This window comes from Armatimonadota bacterium (assembly GCA_031081675.1).
Lineage (GTDB): Bacteria > Sysuimicrobiota > Sysuimicrobiia > Sysuimicrobiales > Kaftiobacteriaceae > Calidihabitans > Calidihabitans tengchongensis.
This window is the reverse complement of record JAVHLZ010000008.1, coordinates 62,682-82,323: the sequence shown is the minus strand read 5'-3', so window position 1 is coordinate 82,323 and position 19,642 is coordinate 62,682. Positions and strand designations below refer to the sequence as shown.

Below are 19,642 nucleotides of genomic sequence, written 5' to 3'. Positions count from 1 at the left end.
CCCGCCGACCGTGTAAAGGGGAAAACCTTTACATGGCCTCCGGCATTCTACCGCGGCGGCGCCGGGGTGTCAACCGCGGCCGGCGGGCGGGGGCAGCAGGGCGTCCACATACGCCGCCGGATCGAACGGCCCCAGGTCGGCGAGGCCTTCGCCGACGCCCACCAGCTTGATCGGCAGCCCCAGCTCGGAGGCCACCGCCAGGGCCGCCCCGGCGCGGGGGGAGACGTCCACCTTGGCCAGCACGACGCCGGTCAGGCGCACCGCCTCGTGGAAGGCCCGGGCCTGGGCCAGAGCGTTCTGGCCGGTGGTGGCGTCCAGCACCAGCAGGCGTTCCACCGGTCCGGACGGCAGCGCGCGGTCCACCACCCGGGCGATCTTCGCCAGTTCGGCCATCAATGGGGTACGGGTGTGGAGGCGGCCGGCGGTGTCCGCGATGACCACATCCATGCGCCGGGCCCGGGCAGCCGCCAGCGCGTCGTACACCACCGCCGCGGGATCCCCACCGGGGGCGTGGCGGACCAGGTCGGCGCCCGCGCGCGCGGCCCAGATCTCCAGCTGCTCGATGGCCGCGGCGCGGAAGGTGTCGGCGGCCGCCAGGATGACGCGCCGGCCCTCCTGGCCCAGGCGGGCGGCCAGCTTGCCGGCGGTGGCGGTCTTGCCCGAGCCGTTGACGCCCAGTATCAGGATGGCCGCCGGGGGCGGATCCAGGGCCAGCGGAGCCGGCGGCCCCAGCATGTCCAGAAGGATGGCGCGCAGGACGTCCAGGCGCTGCGCCTCTCCGGCGGCGGGGTGCCGCGCCAGCTCAGCCACGATGCGGGAGGTGGCGGCCACCCCCACATCGGCCTGCAGGAGGGCCGCCTCCAGCTCCTCCAGGAATTCGGTCCCGGGCCGGGCCAGAGCCGGCAGCACCCGCGACAGCAGCGCGTCCCGGGTCCGGGTCAGGCCCGCCCGCAGCCGGTCCGCCCACCCCATCGCCCGCTCCCCCGAACGCGTCAGGCGGGAGCCGCGGCCGCCTCCGGCGCGGGGGCGGGCCGGCGCAGGCGCATGGAGATGACCGTGGACACGCCCGGGGTCTCCATGGTGACGCCGTACAGCACGTCGGCCGCCTCCATGGTCGCCTTGTTGTGGGTGATGATCACCACCTGGGTGCGCTCGGCCAGTTCCCGCAGCAGGAGGGTGAACCGCCGCGTGTTGGCGTCGTCCAGGGACGCCTCCACCTCGTCGAAGATGCAGAACGGGCTGGGGTGGACCCGCAGCATGGCGAAGATCAACGCCAGCGCCACCAGCACCCGCTCGCCGCCCGACAGCGCCGGCAGGCTGCGCAGCGCCTTGCCGGGAAGCTGCACCTCGATCTCCACGCCGGGGTCGGTCCCGGGCTCGCCCTCGACCAGGTGCAGGTGGGCGCGGCCGCCCCCGAACAGGCGGGCGCACAGGCGACCGAACTCGTCGTTGACGTCGCGGAACGTCTGCGCAAACTGCTCGGCCAGGATCCGGTCCACCCGCCCGGCCAGCTGTGCCAGCGCGGCCCGCGCGCGCTCGACGTCTGCCACCTGGGCCTCCAGCCCCTGGACGCGCGCGGCCAGGGCGGCGTGCTCGTCCACCGCCCGCAGGTTGACCGGACCCAGGGCCGCCATCTGCGCCCGCAGATCGTCGATCCGCCGGCGGACCTCGTCCCGGCTCCCCGGCAGGGACATCTCCGCCACGTCCTCCCAGCGGACGCCGAACTCCTCGGCGATCCGCCGCTGGCAGGCGGCCAGCTCGGCGTCCACCTGGGCCTGGCGCACCTCCAGCCGGTGCGCCTGGTCCTCCACGGCGCGCGCCGTCTCCTGAAGCTCCCGCCACCGCGCCTCTGCCGCCGCCATCTGCTCGTGGAGGCGGGCGCGCTCGGCATGAAGATCGGCCAGGTGGCGGCGGGCGGCGTCCTGGGATGCGGCCAGCTCCTCCCGGTCGCGGCGGGCGGTCTGGAGGGAATGGGTGAGCAGGTGCAGCTCGCCGTCCAGGACCGTGATCTCCCCGGCCAGCGCGTCCGCCCGGGCGCGGGCGGCGGCGGCCGTCCGGGACTGCTCGTCGGCCCGGGCCTGCACAGCCTCCAGGGCCCCGGCCGCCTCCGCCAGCGCGACCCGGGTCTCCCCCAGGTCCTCCGCCGCGCGGGCATACGCCTCCTGCACGCGGTCGCAGGCGGCCTGGGCTTCCTCCACGGCCCGCTCGCGCTCCCGGACCGCCTGGTGAATGTCGGCCTCATCCTGACAGGCGCGCAGAGCCTCGGCCTCCAAAGCAACCCGCTCGGCCTCCAGGCGGTCCCGGGCGGCCAGCAGTTCGGCCCGGCGGGCGGCCAGCTGCTCCAGGGCCGACGACGTCACCCCGGCGGCCAGCGCCCGCTCCGCGGCAGCCGCCGTCCACCGATCCAGCTCATCGGCCGCGGCAGTCGCCTGGGCGTCCAGCGCCGCGGCGGCTGCCTGCGCCTCGCGCAGATCGGCCTCGGCGCGGGCCATCTCGATCTGGACGTCCTGCAGGCGCCGGCGCAGGGCGGCGATCTGCTCCCGGCGGGCCAGGGCTGAACTGTCCGGATCCGCCGCCTGGGCGACGACCCCCTCAGACGTCACCAGCACGCCGTCCAGGGTGGCGATCCGCCCCCGGAAGCCGGCCCGGCGCAGCGCGAGGGCATCGCGCACGTCCCGCACCACGGCCGCCTCCCCGAGCAACGCTTCCACCACCGGGCGGGCGCCGTCGGTGACCTCCACCAGGTCCACAGCCCGCCCGACCACCTCGGCTCCGGAGGGCAGCGGGGGGTCCACAGGCGCGGTCAGCAGATCGGCCGGGACCACCGCCACCGCCCCGCCCCGGTCGCGAGCGGCTTCCAAGACGGCGCAGGCCCCCTCCGCCGTGCGGGCGATGATCGCGTACAGCGCCCTGCCCAGGAGGGCCTCCACGGCCGTGCGGTACGGCGCCGGCACCACCAGCGCATCCGCCACCAGACCTTCCAGGGGGCCTCCGGCGCCGTCGGCCAGCAGATCGCGGACGACGCCATCGCCACCCGCCCGCTCGCTCTCCAGATCCTCCAGAAGGGCCAGAGTGCGGGACGCCACCTCGGCCTCGCTGGCCAGCTGCCGGCACCGCGCGGATGCCCGCTCCACCCTCTGCGCCGCGTCCCGGAGCCGTCCGCGCGCGTCCGCCAGGCGCTGCGCGGCCTCCGCCCGCCGCCGCTCGGCATCGTCGCGGTCCGCCCGCGCATCGGCGGCGGCTGCGCGCAGCCGGGCCTCCTCCGCCTCCAGGGCGCATAGGGATTCCTCCACGTCCCGGAGCTGCTCGGCAATGGTGGACAGGCGGGCGTCGACCCGGGCCGTCTCGTGCTGGGTCCGGTGGCGTGCCGCCAGGAGGTCGTGGAGATCCCGGCGGGCGGCGGCCAGCCGCGCCTGTGCATCCAGCAGCTGCTGCCGGGCGCGGGAGCCCGCTTCCTCGGCCTCCCGCAGGTGGTCAAGCAGCTCCTCGCGGCGCCGCGCCAGGCGGGCGGCCGTCTCCCGCAGGGCCTGCGTCTCCCGCTCGGCCTCCCCGCCGTGCGCCAGGACCTGCTCCAGCTCCGCGGCCAACCGGGCCCGCGCGGCGGTGGTCGCCCGCAGCCGTTCGGTCAGCACCTGGATGGCCGACTCCCGCCCGGCCATCTCCTCCACCGCCCGCAGCAGCGCCCGCTGGCCGTCCTCCCAGGCGGCCGCCACCTCCAGGGCGCGGGCGCGCAGGTGGTCCATCTGGGCTCCCACCGAGGTCGCCTCGTCGGCCAGCGCCCGCACCTGGGCCCGGGCGGCCTCCACCTGGGCGGCGATCCGGCGGGCACCGGCGAGAGCCCGCCGGGCTTCGTCCGCCTGGAGCGCCAGATCCAGCCGACGGATCTCCGCCGCGGCGGCCTCGTAGGCGGTGGCGGCTTCCGCCTGCTGGCACAACTGCTCCAGCTGGTCGCGCAGTTCGGCCAGCACGTCGGTGGCCCGCAGCAGGTGCTCGGCGGCCCGGGCCAGCCGACGGTCGGCCTCGTGGCGGCGGCGCTTGTGGCGCGCCAGCCCGGCGGCCTCCTCCAGCAGCTGGCGGCGTTCCTCCGGGCTGGCCGACAGGACACTGTCCACCTGCCCCTGGCCGATCAGGGAGTACGACCGCCCGCCCAGCCCCGTGCCCAGAAACAGCATCTGGATGTCCCGCAGGCGGCAGGGCAGACCGTTGAGGGCGTACTCCCCCTCCCCGCCCCGGATCGCCCGCCGCGTGACCGTCACCTCCGCGTACTCCACCGGGAGACCCCCGGAGGTGTTGTCGAGCGTGAGGGAGACTTCCGCCTGACCCATGGCCCGCCGCCCCTCGCTGCCGGCGAAGATCACATCCTCCATCCTCCCGGACCGCAGGCTGCGGGCATTCGTCTCCCCCAGGACCCAGCGGATGGCGTCGAAGACGTTGCTCTTGCCGCTGCCGTTGGGGCCCACGATGGCGGTGATGCCGGGGGTGAACTCCAGCTCGGTGGGATCGGCGAAAGACTTGAACCCGTGCAGCTCCAGACGCTTCAGATACACCGTGCGTCGCCTCCAGGGTGCCCGGGGGCGGTACGCCCCGGGATGGGACGGATCGTTGGTCCGACGTCAGGTCCGACGAACGGGCAGCACGGACCAGTAGATCTGTTCCAGGCGCGCCGCCAGGACCGGCAGCGCGAACTGTCGGCTGACCTCCTTTCCGCGGGCGGCCAGGGCCGCCCGCCGGGCGGGATCGTCCAGGATCTCCAGCACCCGGCGGGCCAGGGCGTCCGCAGACGCGGGGACCAGATAGCCGGTCTCCCCGTCAGTGACCACGTCGCCCACGCCTCCGGCATCCACCGCCACCACCGGGCAGCCGCACGCCAGAGCCTCCACCAGCACCAGGCCCTGTGTTTCGGTCTGGGACCCGAAGATGAACGCGTCCGCGGCCGCCATGCACTCCAGGGTGCGGCGGTGGGGTTGCCGGCCGGCAAACACCACCCGCCCCGCCACCCCCAGACGCCCGGCGAGGCGGCGCAGGGCCGTCTCCTCCGGCCCGCCGCCGATCACCAGCAGGACCGCGTCGCGCCGGGCGGCCACGCGGCCGAAGGCGCGCAGGACCAGGTCCACGCTCTTTTCCGGCGCCAGCCGGCTGGCGGTCACCAGCAACGGCTGCCCGGCGGGGATGCCGAACGTCGGCCGCACCCACCGGGGGTCCAGCGACGCCAGCAGGTCGGGATCGACGGCCCCCGTGGGCAGGATTTCCACCCGACAGCGGACTCCCTGGGCGCGCAGCCGGGATGCCAGCGCCGCCGACGGCGCGAGGACGCACGCGCAGCGGTTGGCGTACCGGGCCACGTAGCGGCGGACCAGGGGCCGCCACATCCAGCGAGGTCCGGGGACGTAGTGCACGTACTCGTCGTACAGGGTGTGGTGGGTGAAGACCAGCGGAGCCCCCCGGCGCCGGGCCACGCGCGCCGCGGCCCGGCCCATCAGGAACGGGCCGTGGGTGTGGACGACGTCGGGTGCGGCGGCCTCCACCGCCCGCTCGGCCGCAGGCGCCCACCACAGGCCCAGCGCGAAATCCGGCTCCCGGGTGGGGATCGACGGGTAGCGGATCACGTCCGGATCGGCGTCCCGGTACCCCCGGATCCGGGGAGCGGCCACCACCACGCGGTGCCCGCGGGCCCGCAGGGCGGATGCGAAAGCCGCCACCGAGTGGACGACGCCGCTGGTGCGGGGAAGGTAGGATTCGCTGAACATGGCGATCCGCAGGGCCTCGGGGGGGGCCGCCACCGCCGTCACCGCCCGTCCCCCCCACACAGGGCTGACGCGGACACCCCCGCGGGGGACGGGGATGGAGGGAAGCCGGGAGGACACCGGACGTGCCGTGCGCGTGCGTGCTGGGTGGTCATCTCTCGCCCCGGGCGCGTCTTCGCTGCGTTGACGGATCCGACCGGTGGTGCCGTCTGGGCGACGAGCTCCCGATGAGGGTTCGCGCCCTGGGGGCGGATTCCTGTCGGGCCCGCCCCCGCAGGAAGGCGGTCAGGGCGGCCACCTCCTTCAGGATCTCGTCCCGGTGGGTCAGGACGAGGGCCCGGCCTGCCTCGGCCCGATCGCGCAGGGGAGCCGGCAGCCGGGCCGCCTCGTCGGCGTCCAGGACCTGGACCGACTGGCCGTCGGGGCTGAACAGCAGGTCCAGCGCTAAGTCCCTCCACCGGACCTCACCCGGCAGGATCCGGACGTCGGCCGCGATGTTGACATAGTAGCCCAGAGGGCGCCCGTCGGGGGCGATCCAGTGGTAGACGGTGTAGGGCCGGCCTTCCCAGAAGTACCCGTAGGTCAGCGTGCCCCGGGGCAGGCGCAGCGGCCCCACCCGCCGGGGGGCGGTCGACCGGTACAGGACCGCCGCGTAGGTGGGCGAGCGGTCCAGCAGCCGGCAGGCGTACTCGTCCCGCCGGCCGTCGGGCAGGACCTTCACCTCCCGGATGACCGCGGGGCTCACCGGCAGGAACTCATCCCCGGCGGGGCGAATGCGCTGGCAGTTTTCCCCCGAGGCGGCACCATGCAGACCGGGGCCTCCCTCCACCGGGACCTCTGGCGATGGTACGCGTCCCTGCTCATCGCCAACGAACTGGACCTGGTCTATACCTACGTCGGGCTGGCCCGCGGCGCCTTCGTCGAGGCCAACCCCTGGCTGGGCCCGCTTCTGCACACCTGGTGGCCCATCGGCATCAAGGCCGCCGCCCTGCTCCTGCTGGCCGCCGGAGTGGCCCTGGCCTGCCGGTCCGCTCCCGCCCGGCAGGCGCGGGTCGTGCGGGCGCTGCGGCTGGCGGCGGTGGTCTACGCGGGCGTCCTGACCCTCCACCTTCTGTACCTGGGCGTCCACGCGCGCAGCTGACGGGCCCCCGCGAGCGGTCTGGCGCGGCCGGCCCCCCGCACCCGGCGCCGCCGTCCGCCGGGCGCCGCGTTCCGATCCGGGCCGCGCGGGGGCGGAGCTGGGGGAGGGATGACCGATGTGGGACCGGGTGTGGGTGTCGACATTCTACGGCTTGCTCGCCGTGCTGGTCATCATGGACATCCTGGCGTGGCTGGACCGCGATGACCGCACACCGACCCTGACGGCGATCCTCCTGCGCGAGGTCCCCCACTGGGTGCTGCTGGCAGCGGTGACCTGGCTGTGGATCCACGTCGCCAGCCGGATCCTGCTGCGCAGGCCCCTCCTGTGACCGGACGGCGGGAGAGTGGTCGGGGAGGCCGGACTTGAACCGGCGACCTCAGCGTCCCGAACGCTGCGCGCTAGACCAGCTGCGCCACTCCCCGACGGTTTTCATTATAGCGGGAACACAGACCGGGGGGAACGCGCCGGCGCGACGGCCGCGATCCCGCAAGCGGTCGCAGACGTCGGCCGGTCCTCAGCCCTCCGGGCGAGGGTCGTCGTCGGACGGCGGAGGCTCCGGCGCGCGGGAGGCGGCCGCCACCGCCTGCTGCAGCAGGGCGCCCGCGATGTCGCCGATGGTGACCCGCGCCTCGGCCTCCTGCTGGCGCAGGACCTCCTTGACGCGGCGGCGTTCGCGCTCGCGCTCCATCTTCCGCACCGACAGCAGCATCCGGCGCTCCTCGGGGCGGATCTCGGTGATCATGGCCTCGATGGTCTCGCCCACCTTGCACACGTCCTCGATCCTGCCCACGCGCCGCTCCGCCGCCTCGCTCACCGGCAGGAACGCGTCCAGGTCCCGCAGGCGCACGAACGCGCCCGAGGAGACCAGGCGCACCACCTTGCCCCGGACGATGTCGCCGACCCGGAAGTGCTCGCCGACCTTCTGCCACGGATCTTCCAGGATCTGCTTGAGACCCAGGGAGATCCGCCCGGTCTGGGGATCCACCCGCAGCACTGTCAGCCGCAGGCGCTGGTTGCGCCGCACCACCTCGGACGGGTGCTTGATGTAGGTCCAGGACATCTCGCTGATCGGCAGCAGCCCGTCCGCTCCGCCCAGGTCCACGAAGGCGCCGAAGTCGGTGAGGCGCTTCACCACGCCCTCCACCACCATGCCTTCCTGCAGGGTGGCCAGCAGCTCGGCCTTGCGCCGCTGGCGCTCCTCCTCCACCGCCAGGCGGTGGGACAGGACCACCCGGCCCTTGCTCCGGTCGACCTCCAGCACCTTGAGGGGAATGGACTGCCCCACGAACCACTCGAAGCGGCGGCCCTTGGCCTGGGAAAGGTCCACGTGAGAGCCGGGCACGAACCCCCGCAGGCCCAGATCCACCACCAGCCCGCCCTTGACCTTGTCCACCACCATGGCGTGCAGGATCTTGCCGGTCTGGTGAGCCTCCTGGACGCGCCGCCAGGCCAGCTCGAAGTCAGCCCGGCGCTTGGAGAGGATAATGGTGCCCTCCTCCCCCTCCACCCGCATCACCATGACGTCCACCCGGTCGCCCACGGCCAGCGTCCCGCCCGCGGCCCCCTCCCGGGCCAGTTCGGCCGCCGGGATGAGCCCCTCGGACTTGGCGCCCACATCCACGAGCACCCCTTCGGTGTCGACGCGGACCACCGTTCCGGTCACGATCTGGCGCTCGGCCAGCCGGGGAATGCGGTCGTGCAGTTCCACCGGTTCCTCGGTGACTGGCGTGCGCTCACCGCTGAGATCGTCGGTCATCGTCGGTCATCACCTCGGGCGCGCCTCCGCTCGTGCGCTCTCCGGGCGCGCACCCGCCCGGGTCGATCCATCCTGGTCACCGGGGAGACGGCTATCGGTCTTCTCCCCGCCCGACCGACACTCCTGCGCCGGCCAGGGCCCGGCGAACCTCCTCCGGAAGGCGGCGGACCCGACCGGCGGCATCGGTGGCGGCGTGGACGGTGTACCCGTCGGCCAGCAGGGCGCCGTCGTCGCGGCGGCGCACCTCGTAGCCAAAGGTCACGGTCGCCCGCCCCAGATCCCGCACCCGGGTCTGCACCACCACCACGTCGTCGTACCGCGCCGGGCGGTGGTAGCGGCAGTGGGCCTCCACCACCACCAGCCGGGTGCCCGCCTCCTCCACCTCCCGGTACGGCAGCCCCGCCGCCCGGGTGTACTCGGTGCGCCCCGCCTCGAACCACACCAGATAGGCCGTGTGGTGGGCCACACCCATGGCGTCCGTCTCGGCGTAGCGGACGCGCACCTCCGTGGACACCACCGGGGCAGGAGGCGTCTCCATTGTACCCGTCTCCCCACCGGGCCGCCACCGCGGGCGCCCGGCGTCACGTACTGCTTGCGGAAACTCCGCCCAGTCAGATCGTCCAGTGCTCCCGCACCACCGAGCGCACCTGGCGGACCCGCGAGCGGATGGCCGCGTACGGAACCTCGTCCAGCTCCCGCTCCGGCCCGGCCACCCGGGCAGGCTGCCCCGCCAGCGCCTGCACGGTGGCGCGCACACCCTGGCCGAGCGCCTCCAGGTCGTAACCGCCTTCCAGCACGGCCACCACGCCCCCGCGGTCGGGGCGGGCCTGCCGGATCAGGTCCGCCATCATCCAGAACCCCCGGGCGGTGAGCCGCATCCGCCCCAGGGGGTCGCCGACCGCGGCGTCGTAGCCGGCCGAGATCAGGACCAGCGACGGCGCCGCCTCCTGCAGCAGGGGGATCACCACCTCTTCAAAGACCACCCGGTAACCGCCATCGCCGGTGCCCGGGGGCAGGGGGATGTTGACTGTCCACCCCACGCCGTCACCCTCCCCCGTCTCCTCCACCGCTCCCGTGCCCGGGTACCACTCCTCCTGGTGGAGGGAAATCACCAGGACGCGGGCGTCGCGGTAGAAGATCTCCTGGGTGCCGTTGCCGTGGTGCACATCCCAGTCCACGATCGCCACCCGGGGCAAGCCGGCATCCAGCGCCCGCATGGCCGCCAGGGCCACGTTGTTGAACAGGCAGAACCCCATGCCCCGGTCGGTCAGGGCGTGATGGCCGGGCGGGCGCACCGCCGCGAATGCGGCGCGGGCGCGTCCCTGGAGCACCGCCTCCACGGCCGCCCGGGCGGCCCCGGCCGCCGCCCGGGCGGCCCGGAAGGAGTCGCGGCTCAGCACCGTGTCCGCGTCCAGCGCGCCCCCGCCTTCCTCCGCCAGGGTGCGGACGCGGCGGATGTACCCGCGGCTGTGCACGGAGGCCAGCGCGTCCTCGTCGGCGGGCTCCGTCGTCATGCGCGGCAGGTCCGCAGGCGGCAGGGCCTCCAGGGCCTGCTCGATGGCGTCCAGCCGCTGTGGCCTCTCGGGGTGGCCCGGGCCGGGATCGTGCAGCCGGCAGTCGGGATGGGTCACATACGCGACCTCGGCGCTCATTCTCCCTCCGCAGCCCGCACCGCCCGGCGCAGCCGCGCCAGGGCGGCCTCCACACCCTCCGGACTCTGGAAGATGGCCGACGCCGCCACCAGGACGTCGGCCCCGGCGGAGACAGCCTGCCCCGCCGTCTCGGGGGTGATCCCGCCGTCCACCTGCACCCGCAGGGAGAGGTCGCGGGACCGGACCCACTCGCGCAGCTGGCGGATCTTCGGCAGGACCAGGGGAAGGAACCGCTGCCCGGCATAGCCGGGGTCCACCGTCATCAGCAGCACCATGTCGAGCACCGGCAGCAGGGGTTCCACCGCCCCCACGGGAGTGCCCGGGTTGAGGGCCACCGCCGCCCGCGCTCCCCGCTCCTTGATGTGGGTGATCACCCGGTGCAGGTGCACGGTGGCCTCCTGGTGCACCGTCACCGAGGTGGCCCCGCTGCGGATGCACGCGTCCACGTGGCGCTCGGGCTCGACCACCATCAGGTGCACATCCACCGGCAGGCGGGTGCTGCGCCGGACCGCTTCGATGACCACCGGGCCCACGGTGATCTCGGGCACGAACCGGCCGTCCATGACATCCACGTGGATGGCGTCGGCCCCGCCCCGCTCCGCGGCGGCCACCTGCTCGCCCAACCGGGCAAAATCGGCCGCCAGGATGCTGGCTGCGATCTCCACCCGGGCGGACCTCACGGTCGGATCTCCTGCACCAGGCGCCCCTGCAGGTACACCTGGATGATGGTGTAGCCCCGCGAGCGCACGGTCTCGGCCACCCGGTCGCCTGGCGCGAACGGCTGGCGCAGGAGCTCCCGCACTCCGGTTTCGTCCACCACCACGATCCGCACCTCCTGGGCGGGATCGCCGGCGGGCACCACCACCTGCACCAGGGTCACCTTCTCGTCGGCCGCGCCGGGTTGGGCCTGGGCGGTCACCACCGGCGTCGTGGGGGGCACATCCTCCTGCCCCGGGCGCACCGCCACGGTCACCGCCACCGGGTCCTGGGCGCGCATCCGGGTGCCGGCTGCCGGCGACTGCTCCACCACCGTCCCGGGGTCCACGTCCGCGCGGGTAGCGGTGCGCACCTCGGCCAGGGTGATCCCCATCTCCTGCAACAGGCGGCGGGCCTCGGGCAGGGGGCGGCCGATCAGGGCGGGCATCGTCAGCCGCTGGGGCCCCTTGCTCACCACCAGGTTGATGGCGCGCCCGCGCTCCACCCGGGCCCCGGGCTGCGGGTCCTGGGCGAGGACGAAGCCGCCCGCGACCTGCTCGTCAAACGCCTCCCGCAGCTCGCCGATGCGCAATCGCGCCTGATCGATGAGCAGGCGCGCCTCCTGCAGCGACCGCCCCTCCACATCCGGGACCACCACCACCTCGGCCCCCAAGCTGGTGGTCACCCGCACCACCCGCCCGCGCTTGACCACCTTGCCGGGCGGTTGGTCCTGGGACACCACGGTGTGCGGGGGCGCGGTGGCGCTGTGGACCTGCTCGGCGACCAGCAGCCGCAGGCCGGCCTGCTGGGCCATCTGCTCGGCCACCTCCAGGGGCTGGCCCACGAAATCCGGCACCGTCACTTCGGGCACGGTCAGGTAGCCCGCCAGGGCGCGCCAGCCCAGCCACAGACCGACGGCCAGGACCACCGCCGACGCGCCGACGATCACCGACGCCGGCATCCGGCGGGGCGGCGCGGGCGCGGGTCCTGCGGCCGGCTGCGGAGGGGGGAGGCGCCAGAGGTCCGACTGGCCCAGCAGGTCCGACCGCATCTCGCCCGCGGAACGGTACCGCTCCGCGGGCGCCTTGCGCAGGGCCCGGAGGATGATTCCCTCCACCCGCTCGGGCAGGTCGGGCACCAGCATGCGCGGCGGAGGGGGATCGCGGTGGATGTGGGCCAGGGCCAGGGCGATGGGCGCGTCGTCCTCGAACGGCAGCCGGCCGGTCACCATCTCGTAGAGGACAACCCCCAGGGCGTACAGGTCGGCGGCCTCCCCCACGGCAGCGCCCCGGGCCTGCTCGGGGGACAGGTACTGGACCGAGCCCAGCACCGTCCCGGTGTGGGTGATGGTGGCCGCGCTGAGGGCGCGGGCGATGCCGAAGTCGGTGACCTTCACCCGGCCATCGGCGGTGAGCAGGATGTTCTGGGGCTTGACGTCCCGGTGGACGATGCCGTGGGCGTGGGCGTGGGCGAGGGCGTCGGCGACCTGGGCGGCGATCTGCAGGGCCCGCTCGGGGCTGAGGCGCCCCTCCCGGCGAAGGTACTCTTTGAGGTTGGAGCCCTCCACGTACTCCATGGCGATGTAGTGCACCGGGCCGTCGGCGCCGCTGTCGTAGATCTCGACCATGCACGGGTGGCGCAGCTGGCTGACGGCCCGTGCCTCGCGCTGGAACCGCTCCACGAACTCGGCGTCGCCGCTGAACTGCTCCCGCAGGACCTTCAGCGCCACCACGGCACCGTCGGTGAGCCGGCGGGCGCGGTAGACCGTGGCCATCCCGCCCTCGCTGATGCGGTCGAGGATCTCGTACCGCCCCGCCACCACCCGTCCGCTGGCGATCACCGGGACACCTCCGCCCCCACGGGAGCGGGCGGGACCGGGCGCGTGCGGCGCAGCTGGCCGCACGCCGCCTCGATGTCCACCCCGCGCTCCAGGCGCACCGTCACCGGCACCCCCCGCCGCCGCAGGGTGCGGGCGAACGCCGCCACGCGGGCGCGGGGCGGACGCCGGTAGGGGAGGTCCGGCACCGGGTTCCAGGGGATCAGGTTCACGTGGAACGGCCACCCGCGGGGGCCGGGCGGCCCCTCGGAGCGGCCCACCGGAAACCCCTGGGCGACGTCCTCGCCCGACGCCCGCAGCCCCGCCGCCCGGGAGCGCAGCAGGTCGGCGAGGGTGGCCGCCTGGGCCGGGTGGTCGTTGACGCCCTCCAGCAGCACGTACTCGAAGGTCACCCGGCGGCCCGTGGCCGCCACGTAGTCGCGGCTGGCGTCCAGCAGCTCGGCCACCGGCCACCGGCGGGTGATGGGCACCAGGGACGCCCGCAGATCGTCGGTGGGGGCGTGCAGCGAGACCGCCAGGGTGAGCTGCAGGCGCTCGGCCGCCAGCCGGCGGATCTGGGGCACCAGGCCCACGGTGGACACGGTCATCCGGCGCATCCCGATGCCCACTCCCCACGGCGCGTTGAGCACCCGCACCGCCCGCAGGGTGGCGTCGTAGTTGGCCAGCGGTTCGCCCATGCCCATGAACACCACGTGGGTCGGGCGCTCTCCGGTGAGCCGCTGCACGGCGAGCACCTGGTCGACGATCTCCCCGGCGGTCAGGTTCCGGATCAGCCCGGCCAGGCCGGTGGCGCAGAAGGTGCACCCCATGCCGCACCCCACCTGGGTGGACACGCACACGCTGCGGCGGCCGTCCCGGTACCGCATGAACACCGTCTCCACCGCGGCGCCGTCGGGCAGAGCCAGCAGGTACTTGAGGGTGTCGCCTCCGTCGGCGGACACCACGCTCACCGGGTGCAGGACCACCAGGCGGCACTGCCCGGCCAGACGGGCCCGCAGGGCCGCGGGCAGGTCCGTCATCTCCGCCCACGACGTGGCGGACCGACGGTAGATCCACCGGGCCAGCTGGGCCGCCCGGTAGGGCGGCTCCCCCCACCGCTCCAGGAGCGCCTGGATCTCCGGCAGGGTCAGTCCGGTCAGGTCCACGGGGCCGGCGGTGGTCATGGCGCCGGACGGGGGCTTCCCAGGCGGCGCATCCGGGCGATGTAGAATCCGTCGGTGCCGTGCCGGTGCGGCCACAGGGTGAGCGACCCCGGCGGGTCGCCGCCGGACGGCAGCCCGGGCGGGACGGGCAGGTCCGGATCCGGCACGAAGTCGGGGTGCGCCCGCAGGAACTGGGCCACCACGTCCGGTCCCTCCTCAGGCTCGGTGGTGCACACGCTGTAGAGTAGCACACCGCCGGGGCGCACGGCACCGCAGGCTCCCCGCAGCATCTCCAGCTGCCGGGCGGCGTGGGCGGGGAGGTCGGCGGGCCGCACGCGCCACTTGATCTCCGGCCGCCGCCGCACGACTCCCAGCCCGGAGCACGGAGCGTCCAGCAGGACCCGATCGGCCGCCTCTGGCCAGCGGGCTCCCAGGGCGCGGGCATCGGCCACCACCACCTCGATGCTGCGCAGCCCCCGCCCCTGCGCCCGCCGCCGCACCAGGTCCAGCCGGCCGGGATGCACGTCGCACGCGATGATCCGGCCGCGATCACCCTGCCGCTCGGCGATGTGGGTGGTCTTGCCGCCCGGCGCCGCGCAGGCGTCGATGATGGTCTCGCCGGGCTGCGGGTCCAGCAGGTGCGTCACCAGCATCGCTCCCAGATCCTGGACCATGAGGATGCCCTCCTCCACCAGCCGGCGTCGGGGCCCGGCGGGGCCGTCGAGGATCAGGCCCTCGGCCAGGACCGTGGGCTGAACGCGGACGCCGGTGGAGGCCAGCTGGGCGGCGACCTCGTCAGGGGTGCGGGCCAGGACGTTCACCCGCACCGCCAGCGGAGGCGGAGTGTTGTTGGCCCGACACAGCTGCGCGGTCTCCTCGGGGCCCAGGCGCTGTACCCACCGCTCCACCAGCCACCGTGGGTGGGAGTACTCGAGGGCCAGGCGCCCGATGGGATCCTCGGGCAGGGGACGCTCCCCCCGGGCCGCCACCCGCCGCAGGACGGCGTTGACCAGGGCGGCCACGCCGGCGTGCCCGTGGGCGCGGGCCAGGGTCACCGCGTCGGACACGACGGCGTGGGCGGGGACGCGGTCCAAGAACAGCAGCTGGTAGACCGAGGCGCGGAGGATCGCCCGGATCGGCGGCGGCAGCTCGGCCAGCGGGTAGCGGACGACCGCGGCCAGCGTCCAGTCCACCCGCGCCTGCCAGCGCAGCGTGCCCTGGACGATCTCGGTGGCCAGGGCGGCGTCGGCCGGCCCCAGCCCCGCCCGGGCCAGGGCGTGGTGGAGGAGGAGGGTGCTGTAGGCTCCGGTGCTGTCAACCCGCGCCAGAACCTGCGCGGCGACCTCGCGCGCCGGGCTGGCCGGAGGTCGCCGCGCAGGGACGGCGCGTCCCAGAGGTCACTCCTCCCGGGACGCCTGGCGGATCAGGAGCAGCCGGACCAGCTGCAGGATCGCCATGGTGGCGGCGGCCACGTAGGTCAGGGCCGCAGCCTGGAGCACCGCGCGGACGCCCTGGGCTTCCTGGGGCAGCACGAACCCGTGGCCCTGCAGCAGCGCCACGGCCCGGCGGCTGGCGTCAAACTCCACCGGCAGGGTGACGAGCGCGTAGGCGATGTAGCCCAGGAACAGCAGGATCCCCAGGTCCATCAGCCGCGGCAGGCCGGCAAACAGGCCGATCATGAACAGGATCCACGCCGCGTTGGTCCCCAGGGTCGCCGCGGGCACGATGGCGGTCCGCAGCCGCAGCGGGGCGTAGCCCTCCCGGTCCTGGAGGGCGTGGCCGGCCTCGTGGGCCGCCACCCCCAGCGCGGCCAGCGAGTTGCCGCTGTAGACGTCCGGCGACAGCCGCAGGACCTTGCGGGCGGGGTCATAGTGGTCGGCCAGGAGGCCACCCACCGGCTCGATGCGGACGCCGGCCACACCGGCACGGCGCAGCAGCTCGGCCGCCACCTGGGCGCCGGTATAGCCGGTGGCCGCCGGCACGCCCGCGTACCGGCGGAAGGTGGACTGCACGCGCCAGTGGGCGTACAGCGCCAGCGCAATCGCCGGCAGCAGAACAATCATCGTAGGATCCCAGAACCACATGGTCCCCTCCACCGACGTAGTCGCCCTTCATTATATCGAAATCCGAACCGCGCGGAAGCCCGGACGCGCGCTCTGCCCTATCCGGGAGACGCCCGCGTTCCCGCGTTCCCCTCGTCCAGCGCTCCCGCACCCTCGCCCAGCCGCTCCCCCGCCGCCAGGCGGCTGCCCCGCACGTACTCGTCGGCCGTCATGCGCCGCCGTCCTTCGGGCTGCACCTCGGTGATCAGCAGCCCGCCCTGTCCGCAGGCCACCACGATTCCGTCGCCCGGGCGCACCTCCACCACGGTGCCCGGCGGGCCGGAGGCCTCCACCGGCTGTGCCCGCCAGATCTTCAGCAGCCGCCCCCGGTGCCAGGTGAACGCGGACGGCCACGGATCCATGGCGCGCACCAGGCGGGCCAGCTCCACGGCGGGGCGCGTCCACTCCACGCGGCCGTCCTCCTTGCGCAACTTGCCGGCATACGTGGCCGCCGCAGGATCCTGCGGCCGCCGCGGGGCTGTCCCGGCGGCGATCAGGCGCACCGCCTCCACCAGCGCCTCCGCCGCCTCCCGGGCCAGGCGGGCCTCCAGGGTGCGGGCCGTGTCGTCCGGCGCGATGGGCACCCGGCGCTGAAGAATGATGTCTCCAGCATCCATCTCGGGGGTCTGGTACAGGACCGTCACGCCGGTCTCGGCGTCCCCGGCCAGGAGGGCCGCCTGGATCGGCGAGGCCCCCCGGTGGCGCGGGAGGAGGGAAGGGTGCACGTTGATGCTGCCGCGGGGCGGCAGGGCGAGGATCTCCGGCGGAATGATCCGCCCGTATGCCACGGTGACGTGCAGGTCCGCCCCCGCCGTCCGCAGCCGCTCCACCACCTGGGGGTCGCGCAGGCGGACGGGCTGCATCACCGGCAGACCCAGGTCCCGCGCGGCCCGGGCCACCGGGGGAGGTTCCACCACGCGGCCGCGGCCCCGGGGTCGGTCCGGCTGGGTGACCACGACGGCCACGTGGGCCTCCGCCGCCAGGGCCTGCAGGGAGGGAACCGCAAACTGCGGAGTGCCGAAGAACACCACGCGCAGCCGGCCCGAGCCGGCGGCGGAGGAGGGGGTCATCCGGAGACGGCGGCCTCCACCTCGGCCGTCTGTCCCACCTGGCGGATCGTCGACCGGTCCACCACCCGGTCCAGGAACAGGATCCCGTCCAGGTGGTCGATCTCGTGCTGGAGCACGCGGCTCAATAGCCCCTCGGCGGTCACGGTGACACCGCGCCCGCGCCGGTTCTTCCCCCGGACGGTCACCCGGGCGGCGCGGGGGACCTCGGCCACCACCCCGGGGATGGACAGGCAGCCCTCGGTCCCCACCTCCTGGCCCTCGGCCCGCACGATGACAGGATCCGCCAGCGCCACCCGGCGGCGGTCCACCTCGGCCACGATCACCCGCAGGCCGACGCCCACCTGCGGAGCCGCCAGGCCGATCCCCCCGGCCGCGCGCATGGTCAGGAACATCTCGTCCATCAACGCGCGCACCTGCTCGGTCACCCGCCCGACGGGCCGCGCGCGGCGCCGGAGGACGGCCCCCTGGGGACTGTCGACGGTGACGATCTTCACGACATACCACTATACTGCGCCGGCTCTCCGTCGGTCTACCCGGCGCGGCCGGTTCAGCGCCGCGCCCTCAGAACAGGTCGAGCGGGTCGGCGTCCACCGTCACCGCGACGGCCCGGGGCAGCCGGCGGGACGTCAGCAGGTCGGCCAGGATGCGGCGGGCCCGGGCGGGGTCGCGCTCTTTGATCAGGAGCTGCCAGCGCACGCGGCCCCGCCGTCGCCCCCCCGGGGCGGGCGACGGGCCCAGCACGTCTGCGGCGGGGGCCAGGGCGTCGGCGACGACCTGGGCCGCCTCCCGCGCCGCACCCGCCTGCGGGCAGCTCAGGAGCACGTTGATCAACGGCCGGGCGGGTGGATAGCCAAACCGCTCCCGCGCCTCCAGTTCCGCCCGGTAGAACCGGTCGGGGTCGTCCTGGGTCAGGGCCAGCCAGACCGGATGGGTGGGGTGAAACGTCTGGACGATCATCTCCTCGAGGGCCAGGCGCCGCAACCGGACCAGCGTCTGGTAGGTCCGCTCGGCCGCGCGGATGTCGGGCAGGTGCAGGGCCGCATCCACCCCCACGGCCCCCACCACGGCGGACCGGACGTGGCCCACGCCCCGGACCAGCAGCTGGGTGCCGACCAGAAGGCCGCCGCGCCGCGCGAACCGGCTCCAGATCTGCTGCTGAGCCTCCTCGGTGGGGGCGGACTCGGTGTCGAGGCGAAACACCGGCACGCCCGAGAACAGCCGGCGGAGGGCGGCCTCCACGCGCTCGGTGCCCACCCCGTGAGGGCGCATCTGCACACCCCCGCAGGCGGGACACACCTCGGGCACGCCTTCGTGGCGGCCGCACAGGTGACAGGCCAGCCGGACCGCGGGCGCCGGACGCACCCGCTCGCGGTGGTACGTGTACGCCACCCCGCACTGGGGGCAGCGCGGCACCGCCCCGCACTCGTGGCACAGGAGGAAGTCGGCGTATCCCCGGCGGGGGACGAAGATGGTGGCCCGTCCGGCCGGCAGCGTCCGCGCCAGCGCCTGGTACAGGCGGCGGGACAGAAGCCCGCCCAGGGCCGCCGCCTCGGCGCGGACGTCAGCCACGACCACCGGGACGCGCTCGCTCCCTGGCGCCGTCACCGCCGCCAGACGGCCCTGCCGGACGGCGGCCATCACCTCCAGGGACGGCGCCGGCGAGCCCAGGACCACCCGCGCGCCGGCCAGGTCCGCCCGCGCCTCGGCGACGGCGCGGGCGTGGTAGCGGGGCTCCCGCTCTTCCTTGTAGGAGGTGTCATCTTCCTGCTCCACCACGATCAGGCCGAGGTCAGGCACCGGCGCGAAGACGGCCAGGCGCGTGCCCACCACGAGGCGCGGGTGGCCAGCCAGCAGGCTGCGCCACAGGCTCCAGCGGGCGCCGTCCCCCACGGCCCCCGTGAGCAGCCCCGCGGGAACCCCTGCCCGCCTGGCCAGCCACGGCGCCAGACGCTCGGCCTGGGCCACCTCCGGGGTCAGGACGATGACCCCCCGGCCCTCATCCAGCGTCGCCCGCACGGCGGCCGCGTAGGCGTCGAACCGGCCCTCCTCTCCGACCACGGCAACCCGGGCACCCTGTGCCTCCAGCAGGGGCAGCACGCCCGGGGGATCGCCGGATGACGGTTCCCCGGAGGGGGCATACACCGGCGCCGGATCCGACCGCCGGCGCAGGCCGGCCCGCGGAGGCGGCACCATGGCGGCGATCGCCTCGCCCACGCTGCACACGTAGCGCTCGGCCATCCACCACGCCAGGGCCACCAGGTCCTCGGGAAGGACCGGCAGGCGATCTTCCACGGCGGCGATCGGCCGGGGCCGGGCGGGGGCGGCGGAGGTGAACCGGACCACAAACCCCAGGGCCTGGGCGCGTCCCAGGGGGACCCAGACCGCCGTTCCGACTCTCAGGTGCGGCCGCACGGACTCGGGCACGGCGAACGTCCACACCCGATCGCCGGCCCGCAGGGGAACGTTGAGGGCGACGTCGGCAAACGGCGGGGAAGCCACCCG

The 19,642-nt window shown here is 74.8% G+C and carries 17 protein-coding genes and 1 tRNA gene; 2 read left to right on the top strand and 16 right to left on the bottom strand.

Annotated elements, in window-relative coordinates; translation table 11 throughout:
• Nucleotides 1-69: 69 nt before the first annotated feature.
• The 4 genes from ftsY to RB150_04720 form a co-directional block, all read right to left on the bottom strand.
• Nucleotides 70-972 carry a signal recognition particle-docking protein FtsY gene (ftsY, locus tag RB150_04735; GenBank protein MDQ7819841.1) on the bottom strand — a complete coding sequence of 301 codons (903 nt, stop codon included), beginning with the start codon at nucleotides 970-972 and terminating at the stop codon, nucleotides 70-72.
• A gap of 20 nt (nucleotides 973-992) precedes the next feature.
• Nucleotides 993-4,547 carry a chromosome segregation protein SMC gene (gene smc, locus RB150_04730; protein ID MDQ7819840.1) on the bottom strand — a complete coding sequence of 1,185 codons (3,555 nt, stop codon included), beginning with the start codon at nucleotides 4,545-4,547 and terminating at the stop codon, nucleotides 993-995.
• Between the two features lie 66 nt (nucleotides 4,548-4,613).
• Nucleotides 4,614-5,789 (bottom strand): glycosyltransferase, encoded by a 1,176-nt coding sequence (locus RB150_04725; GenBank protein MDQ7819839.1) that lies wholly within the window; start codon nucleotides 5,787-5,789, stop codon nucleotides 4,614-4,616.
• A gap of 106 nt (nucleotides 5,790-5,895) precedes the next feature.
• On the bottom strand, nucleotides 5,896-6,489 hold the full coding sequence (locus RB150_04720) for a DUF402 domain-containing protein (GenBank protein ID MDQ7819838.1): 594 nt from the start codon (nucleotides 6,487-6,489) through the stop codon (nucleotides 5,896-5,898).
• A 60-nt stretch (nucleotides 6,490-6,549) separates the two neighbouring features.
• Between RB150_04720 and RB150_04715 the strand changes: the two genes are divergently transcribed.
• Both RB150_04715 and RB150_04710 read left to right on the top strand, forming a co-directional pair.
• Nucleotides 6,550-6,885, top strand: coding sequence for a DUF5658 family protein (locus RB150_04715; protein ID MDQ7819837.1), 336 nt, complete (start codon nucleotides 6,550-6,552; stop codon nucleotides 6,883-6,885).
• Nucleotides 6,886-7,000: 115 nt separating this feature from the next.
• Nucleotides 7,001-7,213: a hypothetical protein gene (locus RB150_04710; GenBank protein MDQ7819836.1), complete on the top strand. Its 213-nt coding sequence runs from the start codon at nucleotides 7,001-7,003 to the stop codon at nucleotides 7,211-7,213.
• A 16-nt stretch (nucleotides 7,214-7,229) separates the two neighbouring features.
• On the opposite strand, the gene RB150_04705 is transcribed toward RB150_04710, so the two are convergent.
• The 12 genes from RB150_04705 to priA all read right to left on the bottom strand — a co-directional run bounded on the left by RB150_04705 (nucleotide 7,230) and on the right by priA (nucleotide 19,639).
• Nucleotides 7,230-7,307, bottom strand: a tRNA-Pro gene (locus RB150_04705).
• 92 nt (nucleotides 7,308-7,399) lie between these two features.
• Nucleotides 7,400-8,641 (bottom strand): S1 RNA-binding domain-containing protein, encoded by a 1,242-nt coding sequence (locus RB150_04700; GenBank protein ID MDQ7819835.1) that lies wholly within the window; start codon nucleotides 8,639-8,641, stop codon nucleotides 7,400-7,402.
• Between the two features lie 91 nt (nucleotides 8,642-8,732).
• Nucleotides 8,733-9,179, bottom strand: coding sequence for a thioesterase family protein (locus RB150_04695; protein ID MDQ7819834.1), 447 nt, complete (start codon nucleotides 9,177-9,179; stop codon nucleotides 8,733-8,735).
• Between the two features lie 73 nt (nucleotides 9,180-9,252).
• Nucleotides 9,253-10,293 carry a histone deacetylase gene (locus RB150_04690; GenBank protein ID MDQ7819833.1) on the bottom strand — a complete coding sequence of 347 codons (1,041 nt, stop codon included), beginning with the start codon at nucleotides 10,291-10,293 and terminating at the stop codon, nucleotides 9,253-9,255.
• Nucleotides 10,290-10,973, bottom strand: a complete 684-nt coding sequence (rpe, locus tag RB150_04685) for a ribulose-phosphate 3-epimerase (GenBank protein ID MDQ7819832.1) — start codon at nucleotides 10,971-10,973, stop codon at nucleotides 10,290-10,292. Before rpe ends, RB150_04690 begins: the two co-directional genes overlap by 4 nt.
• Nucleotides 10,970-12,829 (bottom strand): PASTA domain-containing protein, encoded by a 1,860-nt coding sequence (locus RB150_04680; GenBank protein ID MDQ7819831.1) that lies wholly within the window; start codon nucleotides 12,827-12,829, stop codon nucleotides 10,970-10,972. Before RB150_04680 ends, rpe begins: the two co-directional genes overlap by 4 nt.
• Complete coding sequence (gene rlmN / locus RB150_04675; protein ID MDQ7819830.1) at nucleotides 12,826-13,989, bottom strand: 23S rRNA (adenine(2503)-C(2))-methyltransferase RlmN; 1,164 nt, start codon at nucleotides 13,987-13,989, stop codon at nucleotides 12,826-12,828. The genes RB150_04680 and rlmN overlap by 4 nt, the downstream gene beginning before the upstream one ends.
• On the bottom strand, nucleotides 13,986-15,362 hold the full coding sequence (rsmB, locus tag RB150_04670; protein MDQ7819829.1) for a 16S rRNA (cytosine(967)-C(5))-methyltransferase RsmB: 1,377 nt from the start codon (nucleotides 15,360-15,362) through the stop codon (nucleotides 13,986-13,988). Before rsmB ends, rlmN begins: the two co-directional genes overlap by 4 nt.
• Before the next feature lie 3 nt (nucleotides 15,363-15,365).
• Complete coding sequence (locus RB150_04665; GenBank protein ID MDQ7819828.1) at nucleotides 15,366-16,031, bottom strand: zinc metallopeptidase; 666 nt, start codon at nucleotides 16,029-16,031, stop codon at nucleotides 15,366-15,368.
• Between the two features lie 98 nt (nucleotides 16,032-16,129).
• The gene (gene fmt / locus RB150_04660; protein ID MDQ7819827.1) at nucleotides 16,130-17,140 is read right to left on the bottom strand and encodes a methionyl-tRNA formyltransferase; all 1,011 of its coding nucleotides are present in this window, start codon (nucleotides 17,138-17,140) and stop codon (nucleotides 16,130-16,132) included.
• Nucleotides 17,137-17,634 (bottom strand): peptide deformylase, encoded by a 498-nt coding sequence (gene def / locus RB150_04655; GenBank protein ID MDQ7819826.1) that lies wholly within the window; start codon nucleotides 17,632-17,634, stop codon nucleotides 17,137-17,139. The genes fmt and def overlap by 4 nt, the downstream gene beginning before the upstream one ends.
• Before the next feature lie 67 nt (nucleotides 17,635-17,701).
• Nucleotides 17,702-19,639: a primosomal protein N' gene (gene priA, locus RB150_04650; protein ID MDQ7819825.1), complete on the bottom strand. Its 1,938-nt coding sequence runs from the start codon at nucleotides 19,637-19,639 to the stop codon at nucleotides 17,702-17,704.
• Nucleotides 19,640-19,642 lie beyond the last annotated feature (3 nt).